The 22,614-nt window shown below is 36.1% G+C and carries 17 protein-coding genes; 9 read left to right on the top strand and 8 right to left on the bottom strand.

From position 1 onward, the window contains the following. Positions 1 to 119: 119 nt before the first annotated feature. Positions 120 to 305, bottom strand: a complete 186-nt coding sequence (locus M2373_RS16820) for a hypothetical protein (protein ID WP_259112239.1) — start codon at positions 303 to 305, stop codon at positions 120 to 122. 50 nt (positions 306 to 355) lie between these two features. After that, positions 356 to 1,960, bottom strand: coding sequence for a S8/S53 family peptidase (locus M2373_RS16815; RefSeq protein WP_259112238.1), 1,605 nt, complete (start codon positions 1,958 to 1,960; stop codon positions 356 to 358). An 86-nt stretch (positions 1,961 to 2,046) separates the two neighbouring features. Here M2373_RS16815 and M2373_RS16810 point away from each other — a divergent pair, with 86 nt between their 5' ends. The 3 genes from M2373_RS16810 to M2373_RS16800 all read left to right on the top strand — a co-directional run bounded on the left by M2373_RS16810 (position 2,047) and on the right by M2373_RS16800 (position 5,273). After that, on the top strand, positions 2,047 to 3,171 hold the full coding sequence (locus M2373_RS16810; RefSeq protein WP_259112236.1) for a DegT/DnrJ/EryC1/StrS aminotransferase family protein: 1,125 nt from the start codon (positions 2,047 to 2,049) through the stop codon (positions 3,169 to 3,171). Positions 3,172 to 3,682: 511 nt separating this feature from the next. Further along, positions 3,683 to 4,705 (top strand): UDP-glucose 4-epimerase GalE, encoded by a 1,023-nt coding sequence (gene galE, locus M2373_RS16805; RefSeq protein WP_259112234.1) that lies wholly within the window; start codon positions 3,683 to 3,685, stop codon positions 4,703 to 4,705. Positions 4,706 to 4,820: 115 nt separating this feature from the next. Then, on the top strand, positions 4,821 to 5,273 hold the full coding sequence (locus M2373_RS16800) for an adenylyltransferase/cytidyltransferase family protein (protein ID WP_259112233.1): 453 nt from the start codon (positions 4,821 to 4,823) through the stop codon (positions 5,271 to 5,273). Positions 5,274 to 5,323: 50 nt separating this feature from the next. On the opposite strand, the gene M2373_RS16795 is transcribed toward M2373_RS16800, so the two are convergent. From M2373_RS16795 to pnuC, 5 genes are all read right to left on the bottom strand, one after another. Beyond that, on the bottom strand, positions 5,324 to 7,894 hold the full coding sequence (locus M2373_RS16795) for a TonB-dependent receptor domain-containing protein (RefSeq protein ID WP_259112231.1): 2,571 nt from the start codon (positions 7,892 to 7,894) through the stop codon (positions 5,324 to 5,326). 172 nt (positions 7,895 to 8,066) lie between these two features. Next, positions 8,067 to 9,092, bottom strand: a complete 1,026-nt coding sequence (mltG, locus tag M2373_RS16790; RefSeq protein WP_259112229.1) for an endolytic transglycosylase MltG — start codon at positions 9,090 to 9,092, stop codon at positions 8,067 to 8,069. A gap of 28 nt (positions 9,093 to 9,120) precedes the next feature. Continuing rightward, a complete protein-coding gene (gene dapF, locus M2373_RS16785; protein ID WP_259112228.1) occupies positions 9,121 to 9,888 on the bottom strand; it encodes a diaminopimelate epimerase in 768 nt (255 codons plus the stop codon). Positions 9,889 to 9,983: 95 nt separating this feature from the next. Next, a complete protein-coding gene (locus tag M2373_RS16780; protein WP_259112227.1) occupies positions 9,984 to 10,640 on the bottom strand; it encodes a hypothetical protein in 657 nt (218 codons plus the stop codon). Positions 10,641 to 10,645: 5 nt separating this feature from the next. After that, entirely contained in the window at positions 10,646 to 11,317 is a 672-nt protein-coding gene (gene pnuC, locus M2373_RS16775; protein WP_259112225.1) for a nicotinamide riboside transporter PnuC, read from the bottom strand. Positions 11,318 to 11,482: 165 nt separating this feature from the next. On the opposite strand from pnuC, the gene M2373_RS16770 reads away from it, so the two are divergent. The 4 genes from M2373_RS16770 to hemN all read left to right on the top strand — a co-directional run bounded on the left by M2373_RS16770 (position 11,483) and on the right by hemN (position 16,562). Then, positions 11,483 to 13,009, top strand: a complete 1,527-nt coding sequence (locus M2373_RS16770) for an APC family permease (protein ID WP_259112223.1) — start codon at positions 11,483 to 11,485, stop codon at positions 13,007 to 13,009. Between the two features lie 60 nt (positions 13,010 to 13,069). Next, on the top strand, positions 13,070 to 14,119 hold the full coding sequence (locus M2373_RS16765; RefSeq protein ID WP_259112222.1) for a glycosyl hydrolase: 1,050 nt from the start codon (positions 13,070 to 13,072) through the stop codon (positions 14,117 to 14,119). A 79-nt stretch (positions 14,120 to 14,198) separates the two neighbouring features. Next, on the top strand, positions 14,199 to 15,095 hold the full coding sequence (locus tag M2373_RS16760; RefSeq protein WP_259112220.1) for a sialate O-acetylesterase: 897 nt from the start codon (positions 14,199 to 14,201) through the stop codon (positions 15,093 to 15,095). 108 nt (positions 15,096 to 15,203) lie between these two features. Next, on the top strand, positions 15,204 to 16,562 hold the full coding sequence (gene hemN / locus M2373_RS16755) for an oxygen-independent coproporphyrinogen III oxidase (protein ID WP_259112218.1): 1,359 nt from the start codon (positions 15,204 to 15,206) through the stop codon (positions 16,560 to 16,562). 55 nt (positions 16,563 to 16,617) lie between these two features. Here hemN and M2373_RS16750 read toward each other — a convergent pair whose 3' ends face one another. Continuing rightward, complete coding sequence (locus M2373_RS16750) at positions 16,618 to 17,991, bottom strand: PQQ-dependent sugar dehydrogenase (protein ID WP_259112217.1); 1,374 nt, start codon at positions 17,989 to 17,991, stop codon at positions 16,618 to 16,620. A 216-nt stretch (positions 17,992 to 18,207) separates the two neighbouring features. On the opposite strand from M2373_RS16750, the gene secD reads away from it, so the two are divergent. Further along, positions 18,208 to 21,120 carry a protein translocase subunit SecD gene (secD, locus tag M2373_RS16745; RefSeq protein ID WP_259112216.1) on the top strand — a complete coding sequence of 971 codons (2,913 nt, stop codon included), beginning with the start codon at positions 18,208 to 18,210 and terminating at the stop codon, positions 21,118 to 21,120. Between the two features lie 207 nt (positions 21,121 to 21,327). Next, the gene (locus M2373_RS16740) at positions 21,328 to 22,551 is read left to right on the top strand and encodes a TCR/Tet family MFS transporter (RefSeq protein ID WP_259112215.1); all 1,224 of its coding nucleotides are present in this window, start codon (positions 21,328 to 21,330) and stop codon (positions 22,549 to 22,551) included. Positions 22,552 to 22,614 lie beyond the last annotated feature (63 nt).

The following is a 22,614-nucleotide window of genomic DNA, read 5'->3' as shown; positions in this document are numbered from 1 at the left end:
TTATCTCTCCTACGTTGAATGTCTGGAGAGAATTTGAAAAGATATTTTTTTGGTAAAAATTCCTTTGAATGGTTTCATTCTCAAGGTGGTCATATTTTAGCTGGATCTATTGGAATAGATCAGTCATATCCTGTATTTGATGAGGTTGAATATTTAGAATGGCAATCGGGGATACAGTCAGATTCTATGGAATCTATTTTTCCCGATTGTCCATCGTGATTATCTCGAAGTGGATTTACAGGTCGTTCAAAATTTTTTGAAGTCCGGACCTTCCACAAAGAGCGGTTTGTGAAAATTGGTGTCATGGTTATTGTTTTTTTATTATTAAAAGATTTATAAGTTAAGCGAAATTAATTTATTCTTTTATAAATTTCTCATAGTAAGTTCTGGTCTTTGTCTGGATTTTCAGATAGTAAACTCCTTTTGCAAAGTCTTCCACTTTTACGGATTTCTGTTGATGAGCTTTTGTAATGAAACGGCCTAAATTATCATAAACTTCCAATGATAAAACATCCGTGTCAGCAGCAATGTTAAGAATATTTTTAACCGGATTCGGGAAAATAGCGATCTCTTTTTTCTTAACCCATTCAGAAGTATTTAAAACATTGTTGTAAAAACTTCCGAAATTTAAAATTCCAAAGCCCATCTGGTCGGTATGGCTTGGAGAAAGAGACGCGGTTTGTCTCAGTCGGGTTCTCATCAGGTCTCTGTTCATCGTAGAAAAAGCCTGAATCAGACAGGCTACTCCTCCTGCTGCAATGGGCGTGGCAATAGAAGTTCCGCTTACCACACTGGTTGAATTGTTATTGACAGTCGTTGATAAACTTCCTCTTGCACTTGCATCCGGTTTTACGACACCTGCCGAATTAGGTCCGTATGATGAAAATCCTGAAGAAGCTCCTGCAGAATCTACAGAGCCGATAGTGAAAACTTTGGCATTATCTGCAGGGGTGATGATATAATGCCAGGTCAGCTGTCCCGAATTTCCGGCAGCAACCAATACGAAAATTCCTTTATTAACAGCAATTTCGGCACCTCTTGCAATGAAAGAGGTGGTGCCGTTCATATTGGCATAGGTATAATTGTAACGGGTGTCATCAAATGTATTGTAACCCAATGAGCTTGTAATAAGATCAACTCCTTTTCGGTCGGCTTCTTCTGCTGCCTCGATCCAGTAGATTTCTTCCTGAGGAATCTCTACAGCGGTATTTTCGCTTCTGTAAAGATAAAAATCGGCATCCGGGGCCGAACCGACAAAGCTATCCTGAATGTAGCCGCCAATGGAGCCTAAAACAACGGTTCCATGTGCATTCAGTGAAGGATTATAAATATCGGTCGTCTTCGTTACAAAATCATAACCTCCTTTAATCTGACCGTTTGTCCAAAGTCTTGAAAATGCAGATCCGGTATTGACTGTCGGAAAACCGGTATCAATGACCGCCACGGTAACTCCTGTTCCTGTATAGCCAGCCAGATGAAGCGGGCGAAGATTAATCTGGTCAATCTGTTCCGTACCTGAGCCGTAATCAAAGGTCGTTAAGATCTTACCGGTTGTATCATGAGATTCGTCCCATTTGTTTTGTACAATCTTCGTTCCTCCTGCAGAATTTCTGGCAAAACTTTCAACGTTTTGTACATAGGTTTGAGACTGTAAAGTGGTGATTTGGGCGGGGGTGGCATTTACAGCAACTCCATTCAGCCATTTTGAATAATCGGTAACTGTGAATCCTAAATTTTGGATATTTTGGATGTATGACGGCTCAATGGGAGCATCCTGGTCATTTAATGAAATTCCCAGCGCTGTACGCCTGTTGAGGGACTTTTGGCTTAATTCTGATAAAGGGTTGGCATAAAAAGCTGCTTTATTGGGTTTGTCTTTAAAAAACACAAAAACCAGCTGTGTCTGCGCAAAAGAGACAGAGTAACCGGCTAGAAGACAAAAGAGTAAAGTTTTTTTCATGGAGTTATTTTGTATAAAGATAAAACAAAATCAATAAAATTTTTGAAAGGATATTAAATTCCTTATTTTTACAGAAATATTTGTTTATGAAAAAAATTCAGATGGTTGACTTACAAAGTCAGTATTACAAAATAAAGAATGATGTAGATAATGCAGTTTTAAATGTAATGGATTCGGCAGCCTTTATCAACGGCCCGGAAGTAAAGTCTTTCCAGAATGAATTGGAATCTTATTTAAATGTAAAACATGTGATCCCGTGTGCCAACGGTACAGATGCTTTACAGATCGCTCTGATGGCTCTGGACCTGAAAGAAGGTGATGAGGTAATCACAGCTGATTTTACTTTCGCGGCAACCGTGGAAGTCATTCATTTATTAAAACTGAAATCTGTTTTGGTAGATGTAGATTACGATACATTCACGATATCAACTGAAGCTATCAAAAAAGCAATCACTCCAAAAACAAAAGCAATTATTCCTGTACATATTTTCGGACAATGCGCGAATATGGAAGAAATCCTGAAAATTGCTGAAGAACATAATTTATATGTCATCGAAGATAACGCGCAGGCTATCGGCTCAGAATATACTTTTGCTGACGGTACTGTAAAAAGTGCCGGAACGATGTCTACTGTTGGAACAACGTCTTTCTTTCCATCTAAAAATTTAGGATGCTACGGAGACGGTGGTGCAATTTTTACGAATAATGATGAGCTGGCTCACCGTTTAAGAGGAATCGTCAACCACGGAATGTACGAAAGATACTATCACGATGAGGTTGGGGTAAATTCTCGTTTAGACAGTATTCAGGCGGCGGTTTTAAGAAAAAAGCTTCCGAATTTGGATAATTATAATGAAGCGAGAAGAAAAGCAGCTGATTATTATGATGAGGCTTTTACCGGAAATGAAAATATTTTAACTCCGAAAAGAGCAGAAAATTCTACTCATGTTTTTCACCAGTATACATTAAGAATTCTTAATGGAAAGCGTAACGAACTACAGAAATTCTTGACAGAGAAAGAAATTCCTGCCATGATATATTATCCTGTTGCATTGAGAAAGCAAAAAGCATATTATCAGGAAAGCAACGATGCAGACTTTGTAAATACAGATAAGCTTCTGGATCAGGTAATTTCTCTTCCGATGCATACTGAACTGGATGAAGAGCAGCTGAAGTATATTACGGATGCGGTGCTGGAGTTTATGGCTTAATGGAATTGGAGGACATCTTAAATAAAAATCAATATAAGTTCTTATTGTGGTTTCATATCATATTAAGCTGTTTTTATTTAATAGGTTTTGTATTTCTTTTATCATTTTATTATAAATTTCCATCAGGAATATCCATAAATGAGTCTATATTATTTAATGAACAAGCTAGAATTTATAGAAATCAAGGGGTTTTAAGCCTAATTCAATTTACAATTAATTTTATTTTAGTATTAATAATAAAAAGGAGATTTAAATATACCAAAGCAATCCTTAATTTATATTCATTTATTACATTATTAGTATGCACTGTAAGCCTTGTGAAAAATTTAATTTTAGACGTTAAATTAAGTGATTATAGTTATTCGATATTTGTAAAAATGTCTTTTATACTTATTTTGCTTTTTTATATTTATTATTTAAATCAGGATAAATTTAAAAATAAAATAAAACAGATTGATAGTATAGACAATATAGGAGCACACAATGATTAAAAAAAACAATTACTAAAACAATGGCAATACTTGTAACAGGAGGTCTTGGATATATTGGTTCGCACACGGTGGTTGAACTTTTGAATAGCAATTTTGAAGTTGTTATAGTAGATGATCTGTCCAACTCGGAGAGGTTTATTTTAAAAAATATTGAGGAAATTACAGGAAAAAAGCCTGTTTTTTATCCTTTCGATTTAAAGAGAAGAGAGCTTCTTACACAGGTTTTTGATGCTCATCAAATTGATGGCTGTATCAATTTTGCTGCCTCGAAAGCAGTAGGAGAGAGCCAGATAAAACCGGTAGATTATTATGAGAATAATTTATTTTCATTAATTAATATTTTGCAGGAATTTAAAGAAAGAGAAATTTCAAATTTCATTTTCAGTTCATCCTGTACGGTTTACGGACAGGCGGATCAAATGCCCATTGATGAAAATACACCGCTAAAAATGCCGGAAAGCGTTTACGGAAAAACAAAGCAGATGGGTGAAGAGATCTTAATTGATTTTGCAAAGGCTTATCACAGAAAGATTTCTTTGTTGAGATATTTTAACCCTATTGGAGCGCATCCATCAACGAAATTGGGAGAACTGCCGATTGGAATTCCGAATAATTTGGTACCTTACGTCATGCAGACAGCTGCCGGCGTTCGTGAAAAATTAAGCATCTGGGGAGATGATTATCCTACAGAAGACGGAACGGCAGTTCGTGATTATATTTATGTGGTAGATTTGGCAAAAGCTCATGTGGCTGCTTTACAAAAGTTAATGAATGACCCAGTACAGGAGGCCGTAATTGATACCTATAATTTAGGAACAGGAAAAGGATCATCTGTTTTGGAAGTGGTAAAAGCTTTTGAAGTAGCAAATGATGTAGAAGTTCCTTATCAGATATGCCCGAGAAGAGAAGGTGATGTTACGATTGCGTATGCCAATCCTGCCAAAGCTGAAAAAGAACTAGACTGGAAGTCTGAAACTTCATTAGAAGAAGCTTTAGGGACCGTCTGGAAATGGCAGAAGTATTTGGAATCAAGAAATGCTTGAAAATTGACAAAAATAATTTAATCAAATTATAAAAATAACTAAAAATATTTTCCCATCATCATCGTTTTTTCAGTAATAAAGTATAATTTCGATGATATTTTAACAAAATGCATATATGAAAACAGAAAGAATTGGCATTACATTTTCTTCGTTTGACTTGCTTCATGCCGGTCATATTAAAATGTTGGAAGAAGCTAAGACCGTTTGTGACTATCTTATCGTAGGTTTACAGATTGACCCCTCTCATGATCGCCCTACAAAGAATAAACCTACTCAGACTATTGTAGAAAGATATATTCAGCTTAAGGCTGTCAATGCGGTAGATGAGATCATTCCTTATTATACGGAAGAAGATCTTTTGGATATCCTGAAATCTTTTGTAATTGATGTAAGAATCATTGGTGATGATTATCTTGACAGAGATTTTACAGGAAAAAAATATTGTGAAGAAAAAGGAATCGATATCTTTTACAACAAAAGAGATCACAGATTTTCTTCCAGTGATTTAAGAAAAAGAATTTACGAAGCTGAATTGGAAAAAGCTTCAAGAGTTGAAAAAGTAAAATAAAAAAATCCCGAAAATTTAATTTTCGGGATTTTTGTTTATATAAAGGCGACTTACATTGGTCCACCTTGCTGATCATCTCCTGTAGCATTGGAGTTGATGTCTTTTTTCCTTTTGGGCTGTTCTATTTTCTCTCCCTGTTTGAACCTGTAGGTTAAAGAAACAGAGAACTGTCTTGGCTGCCATTGCATATAAGAATCTCTTACACTGTTTGCTGTATACGTTGTAGATCTCATAGCCCTGGTGTTGAAAATATCCTGAACATTGAAAGCCAAAGTTCCATTTCCTTTCCAGATTGTTTTTGATGCCCCAAAGTTGATGGCATACATATCTTTTCTATCCTGATAAGCTGTTTTTTGTCCTCCTCTGTAGAATCCTTGTAGCTGGAAGCTAAATGTTTTGTCAACCTTAAATGTAGAAGACAATCTTGCTCTTGTTGAGAATCCTTTACCTTCAAAATTAGCAACTGCCTGGATAGGTTTTCCGGTTTCATCAAAGGTATCATACATTGTACTGCCTTTGGTGTTGTAGCCAAATAAGTCTACGTTTCCTAAGAATTTTAACCAACTTGTTGCATCCCAGTTGAAGTTTAGGTCTAAACCAAAACGATCGTCTGTTCCTAAATTAATAGGTCTGGTATGTGATTCAATACGTTGAGGAACTATTGGGTTTCCATTTTCATCTTCAGCTAATTTATTGTATACCAACATTTTTGTATCATCAGTCTGATGTCTGTAGTATAATGTTGGATTTAGCGTAAATTTCTTTTTGGAAATACTGTAGCCAAATTCAAAAGAGTCAACGTAAGAAGGATTTAAGTTTATATTCCCGTCAAAGATATTTTGATTATCACTATAATTAGGGTTAGGAATCATAAAGAATGATCTTGGTCGGTCAATTCTTCTGGTATAGTTTAACAAAAACTGATTGTCCTTTGCTATTTCATAGCTTAAATAAACGCTAGGGAAAAGATTGTTGTAATTTTTTGTCGTGATAACTGAATTTTGCTTAGGATCAAGACTTACATAATTAATATCTACATTTGATAGCTCATCTCTTAAACCTACCTGATAGCCTAGTTTTCCGATTTTACTTTTGAATTGTAAATAAAAAGCATTGAAAGTTTCTTTGTATGTTGCATCATAAGTATATGGCTTAAGGAAATCCAAAGGCTTTGTTGCAGTGCTCTCCAGAACATCATTACTGTAATCATTCGTATTGATATCAATTCTATATCCTGCTTCTAATTTTGAATTTTCACCAATAGGCAACTCATAATCTACTTTACCAATAACAGATCTGTTGATGGTATTTTGATTAATAATATTTTTCAAATTATCAATTGTATCATCAATATTGGTGTCGTTGTATGATCGGCTTCTTTGTAAACTTAGTGATAAAGATAAATTTTGTCCTTTATCATCAAATTTATGATCTAAACCGAAATCCCCCTGAAAAGCAAGATTATTATTTGTACCAAACGTTCTTCTGTTTGATGTATAGAAAGGATCTGTTAATGGAGTATAGCTATAATTAATATTACCAAAGTTTTCACTGTCGAATGTTCTGACAGTTCCGGATGCATTTACCGATGTTTTATCAGTAATGTCATATACTATTCCGGCAGAAGCATTATAGTTGTTATTTTTACTTTTAGTTTCAGAGTCAGTATTTCTTTGTACCAAATCATCTTTTACTATAGCATTGTTAAAATAATCGTCATTTCTATTGGTGTTTTTCGATTCTCTATAACCACCGCCACCGTTTAGAAACCATGTGACATTACCTTTTCTCCAGTTTAGATTAGCATTTAAATTGGTTTGAGGAAGATATCCTAAAGTTCCTATAACACTACCGTTAAACCCTGTTTTTTTGCTCTTTTTTAAAATAATATTTAAAATACCTGCAGTACCTGATGCTTCAAATTTTGAAGAAGGATTGGTAATTACCTCAATTTTCTCGATCTGATCAGCCGGAATACTTTGCAATGCATTGGCGCCGTCATCAATACCCAAAAGGGCAGAAGGTTTACCATTAATTAAAAATCTTACATTCGAGCTTCCTCTCATGGATACTGTTCCGTCTGTATCTACAGAAACTGAAGGTACATTGGAAAGTACATCCTGAAGATTTCCTCCTTTACTTACAATATCCTGTGAAGGGTCGTAGGTTCTTTTATCAAGTTCTACTTTATAAGGTTTTGTGGAAGTTGCAGTAAGTACAATTCCCTGAATTTCCTGAGTTTTTTGATCTTTAGGTGCCGTAAGATTGGCTTTTTCGTCAGGCTCAATCGTTAATACACCAATATTTCCGGGAGCGGTAATTTGTTTATTGACTAAACTTTTTTTGTAGCCCACCGCTTCGATCGTTACGTCATAAATTCCGGGTACTAAATCAAGTTTGTATTGCCCTTTTTCATCTGCAAGTGCAGCGTCACTTAATGCTTTATTTTCCTTGTTTGTAAAGGTAACAGAAGCATAAGGGACCGTTTGGCTGCTGTCATTAACAACGGTTCCTGAAACATTTACTTTCTCCTGAGCAAAAGCAAACGCTGCTGCTGAAAGAACAAAAGTAAGTCCCAAGGCTTTTTTTGTGAAAATGTTGATAATTTCCGTCTGGTTCATAAGGTTATTTTGTTGTGTAAAATCGTGAAAATATTTCTCCTAATATTGCGAAAATGTTAAAGGGTTAATATCCCGAAATATTATAATTAGTTTATTATTTGTAAATGTATATGTCGTGTTTCTCTTCTAAATGTTAATTGTCATTTTGTTAAAATAAAGTTAAATTTATTTCTTACTTTATATTTTTTGAATTCAGCCAGTCCTGATAAGCTTTTGCATTGATGGCATGCTCTTCAGCGCTCGCTGTAAACTTGTGATAACCGAATCTTGCAGGATCAGCACACATAAAAATATAGCTGTTGCTTTCTGCATTCAAAACAGCATCCACAGAATTTTTATCTACAATACAGATCGGTCCCGGAGGAATTCCTGCATTCGCATACGTATTGTATGGCGATGGTGTAGATAAATGTTTATAAAGAACTCTTTTGATCTGGTCTTTAAAGTTGGTCTGCTTATTAATCGCATAAATTACGGTAGGATCTGACTGCAGTTTCATACCTTTTCTGTAACGGTTCAGATACAACCCGGCAATCGTTCTCATTTCATCCTTCTTACCACCAGATTCCTTATAAACAATAGATGCCAGTGCATAAATCTGATCTCTCGTTAAACCCGACTTCTGTTCTTCAGCTTTTCTTTCAGTGTTCCAAAAGTCATTATACTGACCTTCAAATTTTTTAAAGAACTCTTTAGGAGTGACTGTCCAGAAAAAGTTATACGTATCGATGAAAAAATATTTTTTTAATTCTTCCGCATTACTCAATCCTTTTTCAGTGGCAATGGTATTAAGATCGTCAACAAATTTCAAAGAATCCAGTTCCGTTTTTTTTGTCACTTTCCCTATCATTTGATAGATATCTCCAAAATCACCAATTCTGAAGCTGTTTTCAGTCTGATTTCCGGCTTTAATCATATTCACAAGGCTGGAGTTACCCATTCCTTTTTGAAAATAATAGCGCCCGGCTTTAAAATATTTTTCAAGATCTTTTTCTTTAGCTACTTTTTCAAAAGATTCTTTATTATCTATATATTTTCCAGCAGAATCCAATATCTGCTTAAAATTGGCTTTGTGAGGAATTAAAACATATCCGTCTTTTTCTACGTTACTGCCGTAATATGTTTTATAAAATCTCAAGCCAAAAAATCCTGCCACTACAATAATGAGCAGAATAATAATGAGAATTGCTTTTTTCATTATTAATAAGGGGATTAAAAGTTATTGTTTAAAATAAGTCAACCTTACCTTTGAAAACTTGCTTTGCAGGACCTTCCAACCAGATATTCTGAAAAGAATCGCCATTTTTTTCTGCGTGCACTTCAAGGTTACCTCCTAAAGTTTTAACTTTTACAGAGATTAGATTGTTATTTTGTAGAAAAGTTAAAGCAGCGGCTGTAACTCCTGTTCCACAACTGTAAGTTTCATCCTCAACACCTCGCTCATAGGTTCTTACGAAAATTTCATCATCTGAAACTTTTTCTACAAAATTGACATTGATGCCTTCTTTTTTATAATTTTCAGAGTTTCTGATGCTGTTTCCCTCTGCAAATACTTTGTAGTTTACGATATCCTCTACATATTTTACATAGTGGGGAGATCCGGTATTCATGACCGTATCTTCTCCGTCTTTTGAGATGGCAGGGACATCACTCATTTTTAATTTTACAATGCCGTTATGTATTTCAGCATCGTGCTCACCATCGATGGCGATGAATTTACATTTGCCTTCAAAAATGTCCAGAAAAAACGCAAAAGCCACTGAGCAGCGCGCTCCATTTCCGCAAAAGCTTTTAGAGCCATCAGAATTGTAATAATCAACTTCAAAATCAAACCCTTCTGCAGCATTGATTTTAATAAGCCCGTCTGCGCCAATTCCGAAACGGCGGTCACATAATTTCTGAATATTGGCAATTGAAAGATCATTCCATTCTCCGGAACGATTGTCTATCATTACAAAATCGTTTCCGGTACCCTGATATTTATAAAAATCCATATTTTTTTTTGTCTTAAAATAAACAAGCAAAATTAATATATTTAAAATGAAAAAACGAACAGTGTTTACTGCTCGTTTCCTTATTTATAATCGTTTTATCTAAATCCGCCTCCGCTTCTCGTAGAATTGGTATTCTGTTGAGTGTTATTCTGTTGGCTGCTGCTTGAGTTATCTCTGAAACCACTGTTGCTGTTGTTGTTACTCGGAGCAGGAGTGTTGTTTCTGAAACCGCTGTTGGCAGGTTGCTGATTATTCTGTGGCTGACTGGTTCTGAAGCCACTGTTATTGTTTTGCCTTTGGTTATTGTTATTCTGCTGTTGATTTCTGAATCCTCCCGAATTGCTGTTGTTGGAATTCGAGTTTCGGAAACTTCCGTTGTTGTTATTTCTGTTATTATTAAAACCGTTTCCTGTAGGATTTCCTCTGAACCCGTTGTTCGGTCTCTGTGTTGAAGTTCCGTTATTAGAACCGGATCTTCTTTCAACATACACTTTCCTTCTGGAATTATTATAATTTTGATAATAGTAAGGAACGCCACTGTCATAGTAATAGTTAACATCATTTCTATAATAGTATCCGTCATTTCCATAATATCCGCCTCCTCCGTAATATCCCTGAGGTGCATAATAATTTCCGTTATCATAATAAGGATCTCCATATCCTCCGCCTGCATATCCGTCTGAATAAACAGCACAAGATGTTAAACTGGCCAGAGTAAAGATACTGAATGCTATTTTAAATAAATTTTTCATGACTTTTATTGTAATTTTTTTTCTTTATAACTTTTTTTCCAGGTGACGTATCCTAAGACCGCCATTATAGTAAATACCAAATATTGAACCGAAGTGATTCCAAGACCCTTATAAATCATCATAGGCATGCAAATAAAATCTCCGATGATCCAGAAAATCCAGTTCTCAATGCGCTGTTTAGCCATAAACCACATGCCGACTAAAAATATTGAAGTGGTGATAACATCCAGCCAGTTTCCCCAGTCAAGATGGTAAAGCCCGAGGTTTGCTCCTGCCATTGAAAATTTGTTGTCAATATATGGTTTGTAATAATAGATAACCGTAACGATGATGAGACTTAATATAAAAAGAAGACTTCCATAGATCCATTCTTTTTTTGTAGCCCAGGAAACCTCTACATGAATATGATCTTTTGAATTTTTAGACCATAAAACCCAGCCATAAATACTCATTACCGTATAATATACATTGATCATACAATCTCCCAATAATCCAAAATTGAAAAGAATATATACATAAATCAATGTAGAAATGATTCCGGTAGGGTAGACCCAAATATTTTTTTTAATTGAAAAATAGACGCTGATAATTCCGAAGAATGTACCGGACGCTTCCAGGAGAATTTGTAGTGAAGTGTAGTTTTCGTAGGGTTTTACGAAGAGATCGTATAAATTCATGTGATCAAAAATACGCAAAAAATCACATATTTTAAAATGATTTAAATAATATGTAAATCAAGGTTTTAACCATTTGTATTTAAATTAAATAACGAAAGTTTGTCAATAAACATTCAGAGTTATAAAATTTTTATATTTTCGTAAATCTTAAAATAAAAAAGAAATATGTCTAAAATTTGGGTTAAAAAACCAATGAGCGCCTATGAAGCCGATATCAAAAAGAGTCAGCTGAAACGCGTTTTAGGAAAATGGAGCCTTACTGCTATTGGGATTGGAGCAATTATTGGTGGCGGAATCTTTGTACTTACAGGAACGGGAGCTTATTATAATGCAGGTCCTGCATTGGCTTTGTCGTTTGTAATTGCTGGGATTGCGTGTGTGTTTGCAGCTTTGTGTTATGCAGAGTTTGCTTCTATTCTTCCTGTGGAAGGTTCTGCGTATGCATATGCATATGGTACTGTAGGAGAAATTTTTGCCTGGATTATAGGTTGGGGATTGATTTTGGAATACGCAATGGGATCGATGACGGTCGCCGTCTCCTGGTCAGGGTATTTCAGTAAACTCCTCAAGATGTTTGGTCTCCACTTACCGGCATATCTTACGACAGATCCACAAACGTATCTGGCAGCAGGAAACTCAGGATTCTCAATGAATTTACCCGCATTTTTGATTGTTTTCTTTGTGATTTCTATCTTAGTGAGAGGAACAAAAGGAGCTGCTAAAGCCAATAATTTCATTGTAATGCTTAAAGTTTCAGCGATTATTTTTGTAATTATTGCAGGAGCTTTCTTTATAAATCCTGCCAACTGGACTCCCTTCATTCCGGATCCTACTATTATAACAGAAAACGGAGTTTCTCACTCTGCTTACGGTTTTGGTGGAGTTGTAGCGGGCGCATCTGCAATTTTCTTTGCTTATGTAGGTTTTGATGCCGTGTCTACGCAGGCCGGAGAAGCTATTAATCCTAAAAAAGACGTGCCTTTTGCGATTATCACTTCATTGGTGATCTGTACGCTTTTATATATTCTGGTATCTCTTGTTTTAACGGGAATGATGCATTATACAGATTTCAATCCGCTGGGAAAATATCCTGATGCTATCAAAGCGCCTGTAGCTTATGCATTTGATATTGCAGGGCAGGCTTGGGCCGGATATATTATTACGATTGCTGCAACAGTAGGTTTGATTTCAGTATTAATGGTAATGATTATGGGACAGTCAAGAATTTTCCTTGGAATGTCTAAAGACGGATTAATTCCTGCAACTTTCTCAAAAGTAAATCCTAAAACTGGAGTTCCTACTAAAAACCTTCTTATCTTGTCAGTTGTCATTGCAACTATTGCTTCTCTGACGCCAATTAATGATCTGGCTCACATGACGAGCTTCGGAACATTGTTCGCATTTACAATGGTATGTGTCGCAGTTTGGGTATTGAGAGTAAGAGAACCGAATTTACAGAGAAACTTTAAAGTACCGGCTTTACCTTTGGTAGCTTGTTTAGGTATTGCAATCAATGTATATCTGATTTTTAACTTAAGCCATGAAGCAAAATTGTATTCTTTCATTTGGCTGATTTTAGGTTTCATTATCTATTTCCTATACAGTAAAAAACACTCGAAACTTCAAAACGGAGGCTACGGTGAAACTTTCAAAGCAGAACAGGAGCCTTTGGAAAAACCAGATTTAGATTAATAATTAAAAATATAAACCCAAAAATCCACAGAATGCTGTGGATTTTTTATTTTTGTTTCTATGAAGAAAATATTTTCTCTTTTATGTTCACTATTGGGGTTATTTGCATTTTCCCAGCAGATCGAAAGTTTTGAAACGATCTTAAATGATAAAATTAGCATCAGAGCACTGGAAATCGATGATCATAAAGTCTGGTACAGCGGTACAGATTCAAAATTCGGTTTTGTAGACCTTAAAGATTATAAAAATCAGAAACAGCTTATACTATCCGAAAAAAAACTCCAGTTCAGAACCCTGGCGCAGGATAAAGAATTTTTCTATACCATCAATATTGAGAGTCCTGCTGAGTTTTTTAAAATAAATAAGAAAGATTTAGAGATTTTAAATATTTATAGAGATACGTTGAAAACGGCTTTTTATGATGCTTTCACTTTTGCTAACGAAGAAGTAGCGTTGGCCTTAAGTGATCCGGATAAAAATAGGAATATGAAGCTGGCTATGATTTTCCCTAAAACGAAACAGGTGTATGATTTCAACGAAACAAGTGTAAAGAACACGGATAAAAACAGGTTTATAAAATTCAATGATGGAGAAGCAGCATTTGCAGCAAGCAACACCAATATTGCAACCTACGGAACTCAGGTTTGGGTGGCTACAGGAGGAAAAACTTCAAGAATTATAAAAGTTGATTTTGCATCACTGGAGTCAAATGTTTATACAACGCCATTCATTCAGGGAACGTCTTCTCAAGGGATATATTCGATAGACTTTTACAAAGATCAGTTCGGAATTGCAGTAGGTGGAGATTATACCAAACAGGAGGCTAACGAGAACAATATTGCGAGCACTAACGATGGTGGGAAAACCTGGCAAATTCAGGCTTCAGGTAAAAATGCGGGTTATACGACCTGCGTTAAAATCAAACCTGACTCTAAAGGAAAAGAAATCATTTCTGTGGGTGATCAGCATATCAGCTATTCTTCAGACTTTGGAAAAACATGGAAGAAAATTTCTGATGAAAAAGGATTTTTTGTGTGTAAATGGATCGATCAAAATACTGTTGTTCTTGCAGGAAAGGACAGAATCTCAGTGTTGAAGTTGAAATTTTAAATTCACAACATAGAAGATATCTTTATAAATCAAAGCTCTCTAAGGTTAATTTCTCTATAATTTTGGTTAAAATTTTACCATGACTAAATTAAAAATACTCTTCCTTTTTTTGGTTCCTGCCTTATTTTATACTCAGAAAATAAGAGTTTTCATTCTGGCCGGACAATCCAATATGAATGGTTTCGGATATAATAAAGATCTTCCGGATGATTTGAAAAATTTTAAGGACGTATATATTTTTCAGGGAAATTCTGTTCCGGATGGTGAGGCAAATGGAGGAGCCGGTCAATGGGATGTTTTAAAACCCGGACATGGAACGGGATTTAAAACTGATGGCAAAACCAATACACTTTCCGACCGTTTCGGATTGGAACTGTCTTTTGCTAAAAGAATAAAAGAACTCTTTCCCAATGATAAAATTGCATTCATCAAATACGCAAGAGAAGGTACTTCCATCGACAGTCTGGCGGCTGCCAATTTTGGATGTTGGGATGCCGATTTTAATGGCAAAAACGGGATCAATCAATATGATCATTTTCTAAAAACGGTAAAAAATGCTTTGGCAGAATCTGATATTGATAGAAATGGTAAAAAAGATGAAATCATTCCTTCCGGAATTCTGTGGATGCAGGGGGAAAGTGATGCGGGCTATACAGAAGAGGTTGCGGATCATTATTACAATCATCTGAAAACTTTAATGAATCAGATGAGAGCGGCTTTGCTGACGGATGATTTACCGGTTGTTATCGGAAAAATTTCAGATTCCGGGAAAAATGAAAAGGGGAAGGTATGGCCTATGGGAGAGTTGGTGCAGTTTGCTCAGGAAAAATTTGTAAAAGACGATAAAAATGCAGCCATTATCCGCTCAACCGTAAAATACAATTATGGAAATGATCCATGGCATTATGACAGTGCAGGTTACATTGATTTAGGGCGTAATTTTGCCGAAGCGGTATTTAGACTCATTATAAAATAATTAGGATAGATAAAGCCTAATATAATTCATGATTTAAAATTCATAAGTTATAGCTAATTTTGCATTGTGAAATTCACCTTAGAATTTCTTTGAAAATTTAAAATTTTAATGAATTCTTTAATCGATAAATATAATATTCCAGGACCTCGTTATACCTCTTATCCTACTGTACCATATTGGGACGAAAGTACTTTCTCACCTGAAAAATGGAAGGAAAGTGTGATCAGGTCTTTTAATGAAAGTAATGCAGAAGAAGGAATTTCTATTTATATTCACTTGCCTTTCTGCGAAGCTTTATGCACATTTTGTGCCTGCCACAAGCGCATCACAAAGCAGCATAGTGTAGAAATACCATATCTTGAAAGTGTTTTGAAAGAATGGAAGCTTTATCTTGAACTTTTTGAGGAAAAGCCAAAGTTAAAAGAGCTTCATTTGGGAGGAGGTACGCCTACTTTCTTTTCTCCGGCTAATTTACAGACTCTTTTACAGGGGATTTTTGATACAGTGGATATTGCAGAGCATCCTGAGTTCTCTTTTGAAGGACATCCGAATAATACCACAAGAGAGCACCTTGAGACTTTGTATGATTTAGGTTTTAGAAGAGTGAGTTTCGGTGTTCAGGATTATGATCCGAAGGTTCAGAAAGCAATCAACAGGATTCAGCCTTTTGAAAACGTACAAAGAGTGACAGAATGGGCAAAGGAGATCGGTTACAGAGGTATCAGCCATGATTTGGTTTTCGGACTTCCGCATCAGACCTGGGAGGCAATGGAACATACGATTCGCAAAACTTTGGAGCTAAAACCGGATCGGTTGGCGTTTTATTCTTACGCACATGTGCCTTGGGTAAAAGGAGTTGGACAAAGAGGGTTTGACGAAAATGATTTACCAAGTGGAGAGGAAAAAAGACGTTTGTATGAAGATGGCAAAAAACTCTTGGAAGATTTGGGATATATTGAAGTCGGTATGGATCATTTTTCTCTGGAACATGATGATTTGTATCAGTCTTTGATTCAGAAAAAATTACATAGAAATTTCATGGGCTATACGTCAAGCAATACTCAATTGATGGTCGGTCTTGGAATGTCTGCAATCTCAGATTCGTGGTATGCATTTGCTCAGAATGTGAAAACGGTGGAGGAGTATCAGAAAACAGTGGAAGAAGGTGAGATTCCTGTAGTAAAAGGTCATATTCTTAATGAAGAAGACCTTATTGTGAGACGACATATTTTAAACTTAATGTGTCAGCTGGAGACTACTTTTGATGTTGAGAATTCTTTTCCTGAGCTGGATAATGCATTTGAAATGTTAAAAGAAATGGAAAATGATGACCTGGTAGAAATTCATGATCATCAGATAAAGATTACTGAAAAAGGAAGAGCATTTACGAGAAATGTAGCGATGGTTTTTGATCTCAGAATGATGAGAAATAAGCCCGAAACAAGAATTTTCTCTATGACCATATAAAAGAAAAGCGATTCAGACCGAATCGCTTTTCTTTTGATATATAGACAATGTGTTCTTATTTAATAATCAGTTTCTGGCTGTAAGATCTGAGATCTCCGGATTTTAAATTAAGATAATAAATGCCTGCAGGAATTCCTGTGATGTCAAGGCTGTTATCATTATTTATTTTGGTTTCATCCAGAACTTTTCGACCTTCTGAAGTGAATATTTCAGCAGTTGTATTTTTATCTCTTATGCCTTCTATGAAAACTTTTTCAGATGCTGGATTAGGATAAATTACAATCTGACTGAACAGACCGTCTTCCTGTGTGGAGAGAGTCGTATTTGTTTTTATTTTATAAATTTTTCCGTTATTAACTGCTGCGATATAGAGTTCTTTCTGATAATCCTGTCCAAATGTTGAAAAATTGTTTCCCGAAAAAGAAGGAGTCCACGTAATTGAATTATCGGAATTAAGCATTCCTATTTGAGGAACACAATAATCTGTGAAGAAGTATTTTCCCTGTAAGGCCGGATATTGAGTGCCCCGGTATACATATCCTCCGGTAATGGAGCACCTTCCTCCAGAATGATCATAGAAAGCAACCGGAAAAGTCATCGTTGCCGCATTGGCACATCCTGAAGTATTGTAGCTGTTGTTTCCTTCGTAGCATCGCCATCCGTAATTTACTGCTGCCTGTGAAATGGGCACGCGGTTAATTTCCTCAATTTGTCCTTGCCCTACATCTGCGATGAGAACATTATTACTCGTGGTATCAAAAGAGAATTTCCAACCGTTTCTCAGGCCGTAGGACCAGACTTCATCAGAACCATCGACCGTACTTCCTGCAAAAGGATTTCCCGCAGGAATATTGTAAGGGCCAGTGGCATTCACATCAATTCTAAGCATTTTTCCCAATAATGAATTTTTATTTTGAGCATTGTTGTTGGGGTCTCCGGCATTTCCGCCATCTCCGGTGATAGCCCATAAATTTCCATCAGGTGCAAAATGTATACTTCCGCCATTATGATTGGTGTAAGGTTTAGGCTGATTCAGTAAAATCTTTTCAGATGTAGCATCGGCCACATCAGGATTTCCGGAGCTCACGGTATATCGGGCAATTGTGATGTTCCCGTCTGTGTCATTGTAATAAACAAAAAAATACCCGTTCGTCGAGTATTGTGGGTGAAATGCTAATCCTAAAAGTCCTCTTTCTCCGCCATAAAGAACCTTAGAACTGATATTCAAAAAATTGGTGGAATTAATGCTTCCGTTAAGCTGAACAATTTTAATAATTCCATCCTGTTGTACGACAAACAATCGGCTGTCGTTGGCATTTGTAATCTCGACCGGAGCCGTAAAGCCGCTCGCAAATTCTTCCAAAATAATGCTCTGGGCATTAAGGAATAAGGAAGAAAAAATACTCGCTGTAAAAAGTAGTTTTTTCATAATATTTTGAGAATTAGTGTGTTGTTTGTTGAATGAAAATTTCATACCAATCAATATTTTAAAAAATCATGAAAATATCTCTGGAAAATTGCTAAATCTTAAATAGAGGTAAAATTGTCAAAATCTCTGAAAATAAATGATTTCTGTTGTTAAAAATTCATAAAACTCAAGAAAATGATTATATTTGCCGACTTAATTTAACGTAGTTATAACAAAATGCAAGGAAAAGGACTTATTACAATTGTCGCTATTGTACTTGGGCTGATTTGCTTAAATGAGCTATTACCAACGTGGTACGCAAGCAAAATTGAAAAAGAGGCAACTGCTGTTGCAGGAGACAATCCGGAAAAGTACCAGAAAGAAATCGCGAAACTTTCTAAGGATACTTTGAATCTAGGATTCACAAAACTTTATTACTCTAAAGCTAAAGACAAAGAAATGAAACTTGGTCTTGACTTGAAAGGAGGGATCAACGTACTTTTGGAGATCAACCAGAGAGATTTGGTAAATGATTTAACCAATTATTCTACAAACCCTGTCTTAATCGAGGCTTTGAACAAGACTGATGAAGTTCAGAAGAATTCTACAAAAGCTTACATCGACAATTTCTTCGAACAATTTGATGCGATCAACAAAGCAAAAGGAACCAACCTTAAGCTTGCTGATCCTGAATTATTTGGAAATACTAATCTTTCTGAGATCAAGTACAACACTTCTGATGATCAGGTGAAAAGCATCATTAAAAGAAGAATTGATCTTTCTGTAGGTACAGCTTTTGAGGTAATCAGAACCAGAATCGATAAAATGGGTGCTGTGCAGCCAAACGTTCAGAGAGTACCGGGTACAGCAAGAATTTCTGTTGAAATGCCTGGTATGAAAGATATCGATAAGGTGAAGAAAATGCTTCAGACTTCTGCAAAACTTCAATTCTGGGAAGTACAGCAGATCAATGAGGTTGCTCCTTATTTCCAAACATTGACTACAATGATCGCTGCAAAAGGTGATTCTATGGGTGTTGCAAAAAACATCAATTTCATGAGCCTTATGCAGGGTGGAAAATCAATGAGTCAAAGCTCTGTTGGAAGTGTAAAACTAACTGATACTGCTGCTGTAAATAAAATTTTAAACAGCAAAGTAGGACAGTCTTTACGTCCGGCAAACCTTAAATATACTCAGTTCATGTGGGGTTACAAACCTGAATCTTCAGATACTGAAAGTTTAGTATTGTATGCCATCAGAGGTAACATCAACCAGAAAGCTCCTGTAGATGGTGCTGTTGAAACTGCTAACATCAGCTATGATGAGCTGAGCAGAGTAATAGTAGACATGCAGATGGATTCTAAAGGGGCTAAAGAATGGAAAACATTAACAGAGAAAAATGTTGGTAAGCCAGTAGCTGTAACACTGGATGGAAGAGTATATACGGCGCCAAATGTTGTGAATGCAATTCCTAACGGTAGAACTCAGATCTCGGGGAATTTCTCTCAGGAAGAAGCTAAAGAACTGGTTGACGTTTTAGGAGCTGGAAAATTACCTGCAGGTGCAAAAGTAGTTCAGGCTACGGTAGTAGGACCATCATTAGGTCAGGAATCTATTAACGCCGGGGTTATTTCATTTGCTATTGCATTCTTAATTATTATTGTTTATATCATTTTCTATTACGGTGGTGCGGGAGTATACGCTGTAATTGCGATGATCGTTAACTTATTCTATATTTTCGGAATTATGGATTCCGGAGACTTTACATTAACGCTTCCTGGTATCGCAGGTATCGTTCTTACGATGGCTATGGCGGTCGATACGAACGTAATTATCTATGAAAGAACGAAGGAGGAATTGTTTGCAGGGAAAAGCATTTTAGAAGCTTATAAAGATGGTTTCAAACATGCATTAAGTGCAATTGTTGATGGTCACTTAACAACATTATTAACAGCTGGTGTACTATTCTTATTCGGAACAGGTCCTATCAAAGGATTTGCTTTAACTTTAGGAATCGGTATCTTAATGACGTTCTTCACTTCAGTATTGCTTTCAAGAGTAATGATTTTCTCAAGACTGAACAAAGGAAAACACCTTTCTGTTTGGACAGCTCCAACAAAAAATCTATTCAGAAATACTTGGATCGATTTTATCGGAAAAAGAAAATATGCTTATATCGTTTCTGCAGTATTAACAGTTGTTTGTATTGCTTCAATTGCAATCCACGGATTCAAATACGGTATTGACTTTACAGGAGGTAGAAACTACGTTGTAAGATTTGATAAAGACGTAAATGCTGAAGATATCGAGCAAAATCTTATCAAAGTATTCCAAACCGCAGATGGTAAGAACTCTTCTGTAGAGGCTAAAACTTTCGGAAACGACAAGCAGTTAAAGATTTCTACAGATTATCTTATCGAAGATGAGTCTTTAAAAGCTGACCAGACTGTAGAACAGAAATTATATGAAGGTTTAAAATCAAGCTTACCTTCTAACGTAACGCTTAACGATTTTAAATCTGCCGATAAAGAGCACGCAGGAATTATTTCTTCTGAGAAAGTAGGACCTACGGTAGCTGATGATATTAAAACTCATGGTATTCTTGCAGTAGTTGCTGCTTTGGGAGGTATTTTCTTATATATCTTGTTGAGATTTAGAAAATGGCAGTTCTCTTTAGGTGCTGTTGCGGCATTATTCCACGATGCGGTTATTATTTTGGGAGCCTATTCATTACTTCACAAGTATATGCCGTTCAACATGGAAATCAATCAGGATTTTGTTGCTGCGATCTTGACTGTATTAGGATATTCAATCAATGATACGGTAATTATCTTCGACAGAATTAGAGAATACTTAAGAGAGAAAAAAGCATTAACATTAGCCGGTTTGTTCGATGATTCTATCTCAAGTACATTAGGTAGAACATTCAACACTTCATTTACTACGATCCTTGTAATTTTGGCCATCTTCATTTTCGGTGGAGATAACTTGAGAGGATTTATGTTTGCGATGTTAATCGGTATCGGGTTCGGTACCTACTCATCCATCTTCATTGCGTCGGCGATTGCCTACGACTTCCTGAAAACGGGAAAAGAAGGTGAAGTACATGGTAAAACAACTTCTGAAAAAGAAGTACTTGCTTCAAAGTAAATATATACTACAATAAATAAGAAAAAGCCTTTCAATTTTTGAAAGGCTTTTTTCATGCCTACCCGAGTCATTATTGTTAACCTTTATGTTAATTTTTTTTTTTTTTACCATTATTAAAGCTTTCATCAATCATTAACCAAAACCCGGCAACTAATTAATATAATTTAGAATCATTATTTTTCCTGATTTGATTATTTTTGCAGCATTATGGAAAACTCGAAGAAAAAAGCTGCAATGAGCTTTATATTCATTACGCTATTGATTGACATTACGGGATGGGGTATTATCATTCCGGTGGTTCCAAAACTTATTGAGGAGCTTATTCATGCGGATATTAGCGAGGCTGCTAAATACGGAGGCTGGCTGGGGTTTGCCTATGCTTTTACTCAGTTTATTTTTTCTCCGGTGGTAGGAAATCTGAGTGATAAATATGGGAGACGGCCTATTATTCTGATTTCACTATTCGGTTTTGCAATAGATTATATTTTACTGGCATTGGCACCTACGATTTTGTGGTTATTTTTAGGAAGGGTGATTGCAGGAATTACAGGAGCGAGCGTCACGACGGCGAGTGCTTATATTGCTGATATTTCCACTGACGAAGACCGGGCGAAGAACTTTGGTTTAATCGGTGCTGCTTTTGGACTGGGTTTCATTATAGGACCTGTTTTGGGTGGTGTTTTGGGACATTATGGGGCAAGAGTTCCTTTTTATGCGGCAGCAGGTTTATGCCTTGTTAATTTCCTTTACGGATATTTCATTCTTCCGGAAAGTTTGGATAAAGATAAAAGAAGAGAGTTCAACTGGAAACGCGCAAATCCGATCGGATCATTTAAGTTCTTGGGAAAACATCCGGAAATTTCAGGATTGATTGTTTCTCTGATCTTAATTTACATAGCGGGACATGCCGTTCAAAGTAACTGGAGTTTCTTTACGATGTATAAATTCAACTGGACCGAAAGGATGGTTGGTATTTCCTTAGGAGTTGTCGGATTGTTGGTAGGGTTGGTACAAGGTGGACTGATTCGATGGACGACTCCAAGATTGGGCGAACAGAAAAGTATTTATTACGGATTGGCGCTTTATGCTTTGGGAATGTTACTTTTTGCTTTTGCAACCGAAGGCTGGATGATGTTTGCATTTCTGATCCCTTATTGTTTAGGTGGAATTTGTGGACCGGCTCTTCAGTCAGTGATTACGAAAAGTGTTCCTTCCAACGAACAGGGAGAATTACAGGGTGCATTAACGAGTTTAATGAGTGCCACTTCTATTGTTGGACCTCCCATGATGACCAATTTATTTTATTTCTTTACTCATGATGAAGCCCCGTTTAAATTTTCCGGAGCGCCATTTTTTTTAGCGTTTATTTTAATGACAGCGAGTGTTGTCATCACATATTATGCGTTTCAAAAAAAGGGAATAAAAAAATAATTAAGTAGTTGTAAAAATAAAACAGGGAGTCGAATTTCGGCTCCCTGTTTCGTTGAAAGAATG

This window comes from Chryseobacterium sp. JUb7 (assembly GCF_024806495.1).
Taxonomy (GTDB): domain Bacteria; phylum Bacteroidota; class Bacteroidia; order Flavobacteriales; family Weeksellaceae; genus Chryseobacterium.
The sequence above is the reverse complement of the archived record's forward strand: the minus strand, read 5'-3'. Positions and strand labels throughout refer to the sequence as shown.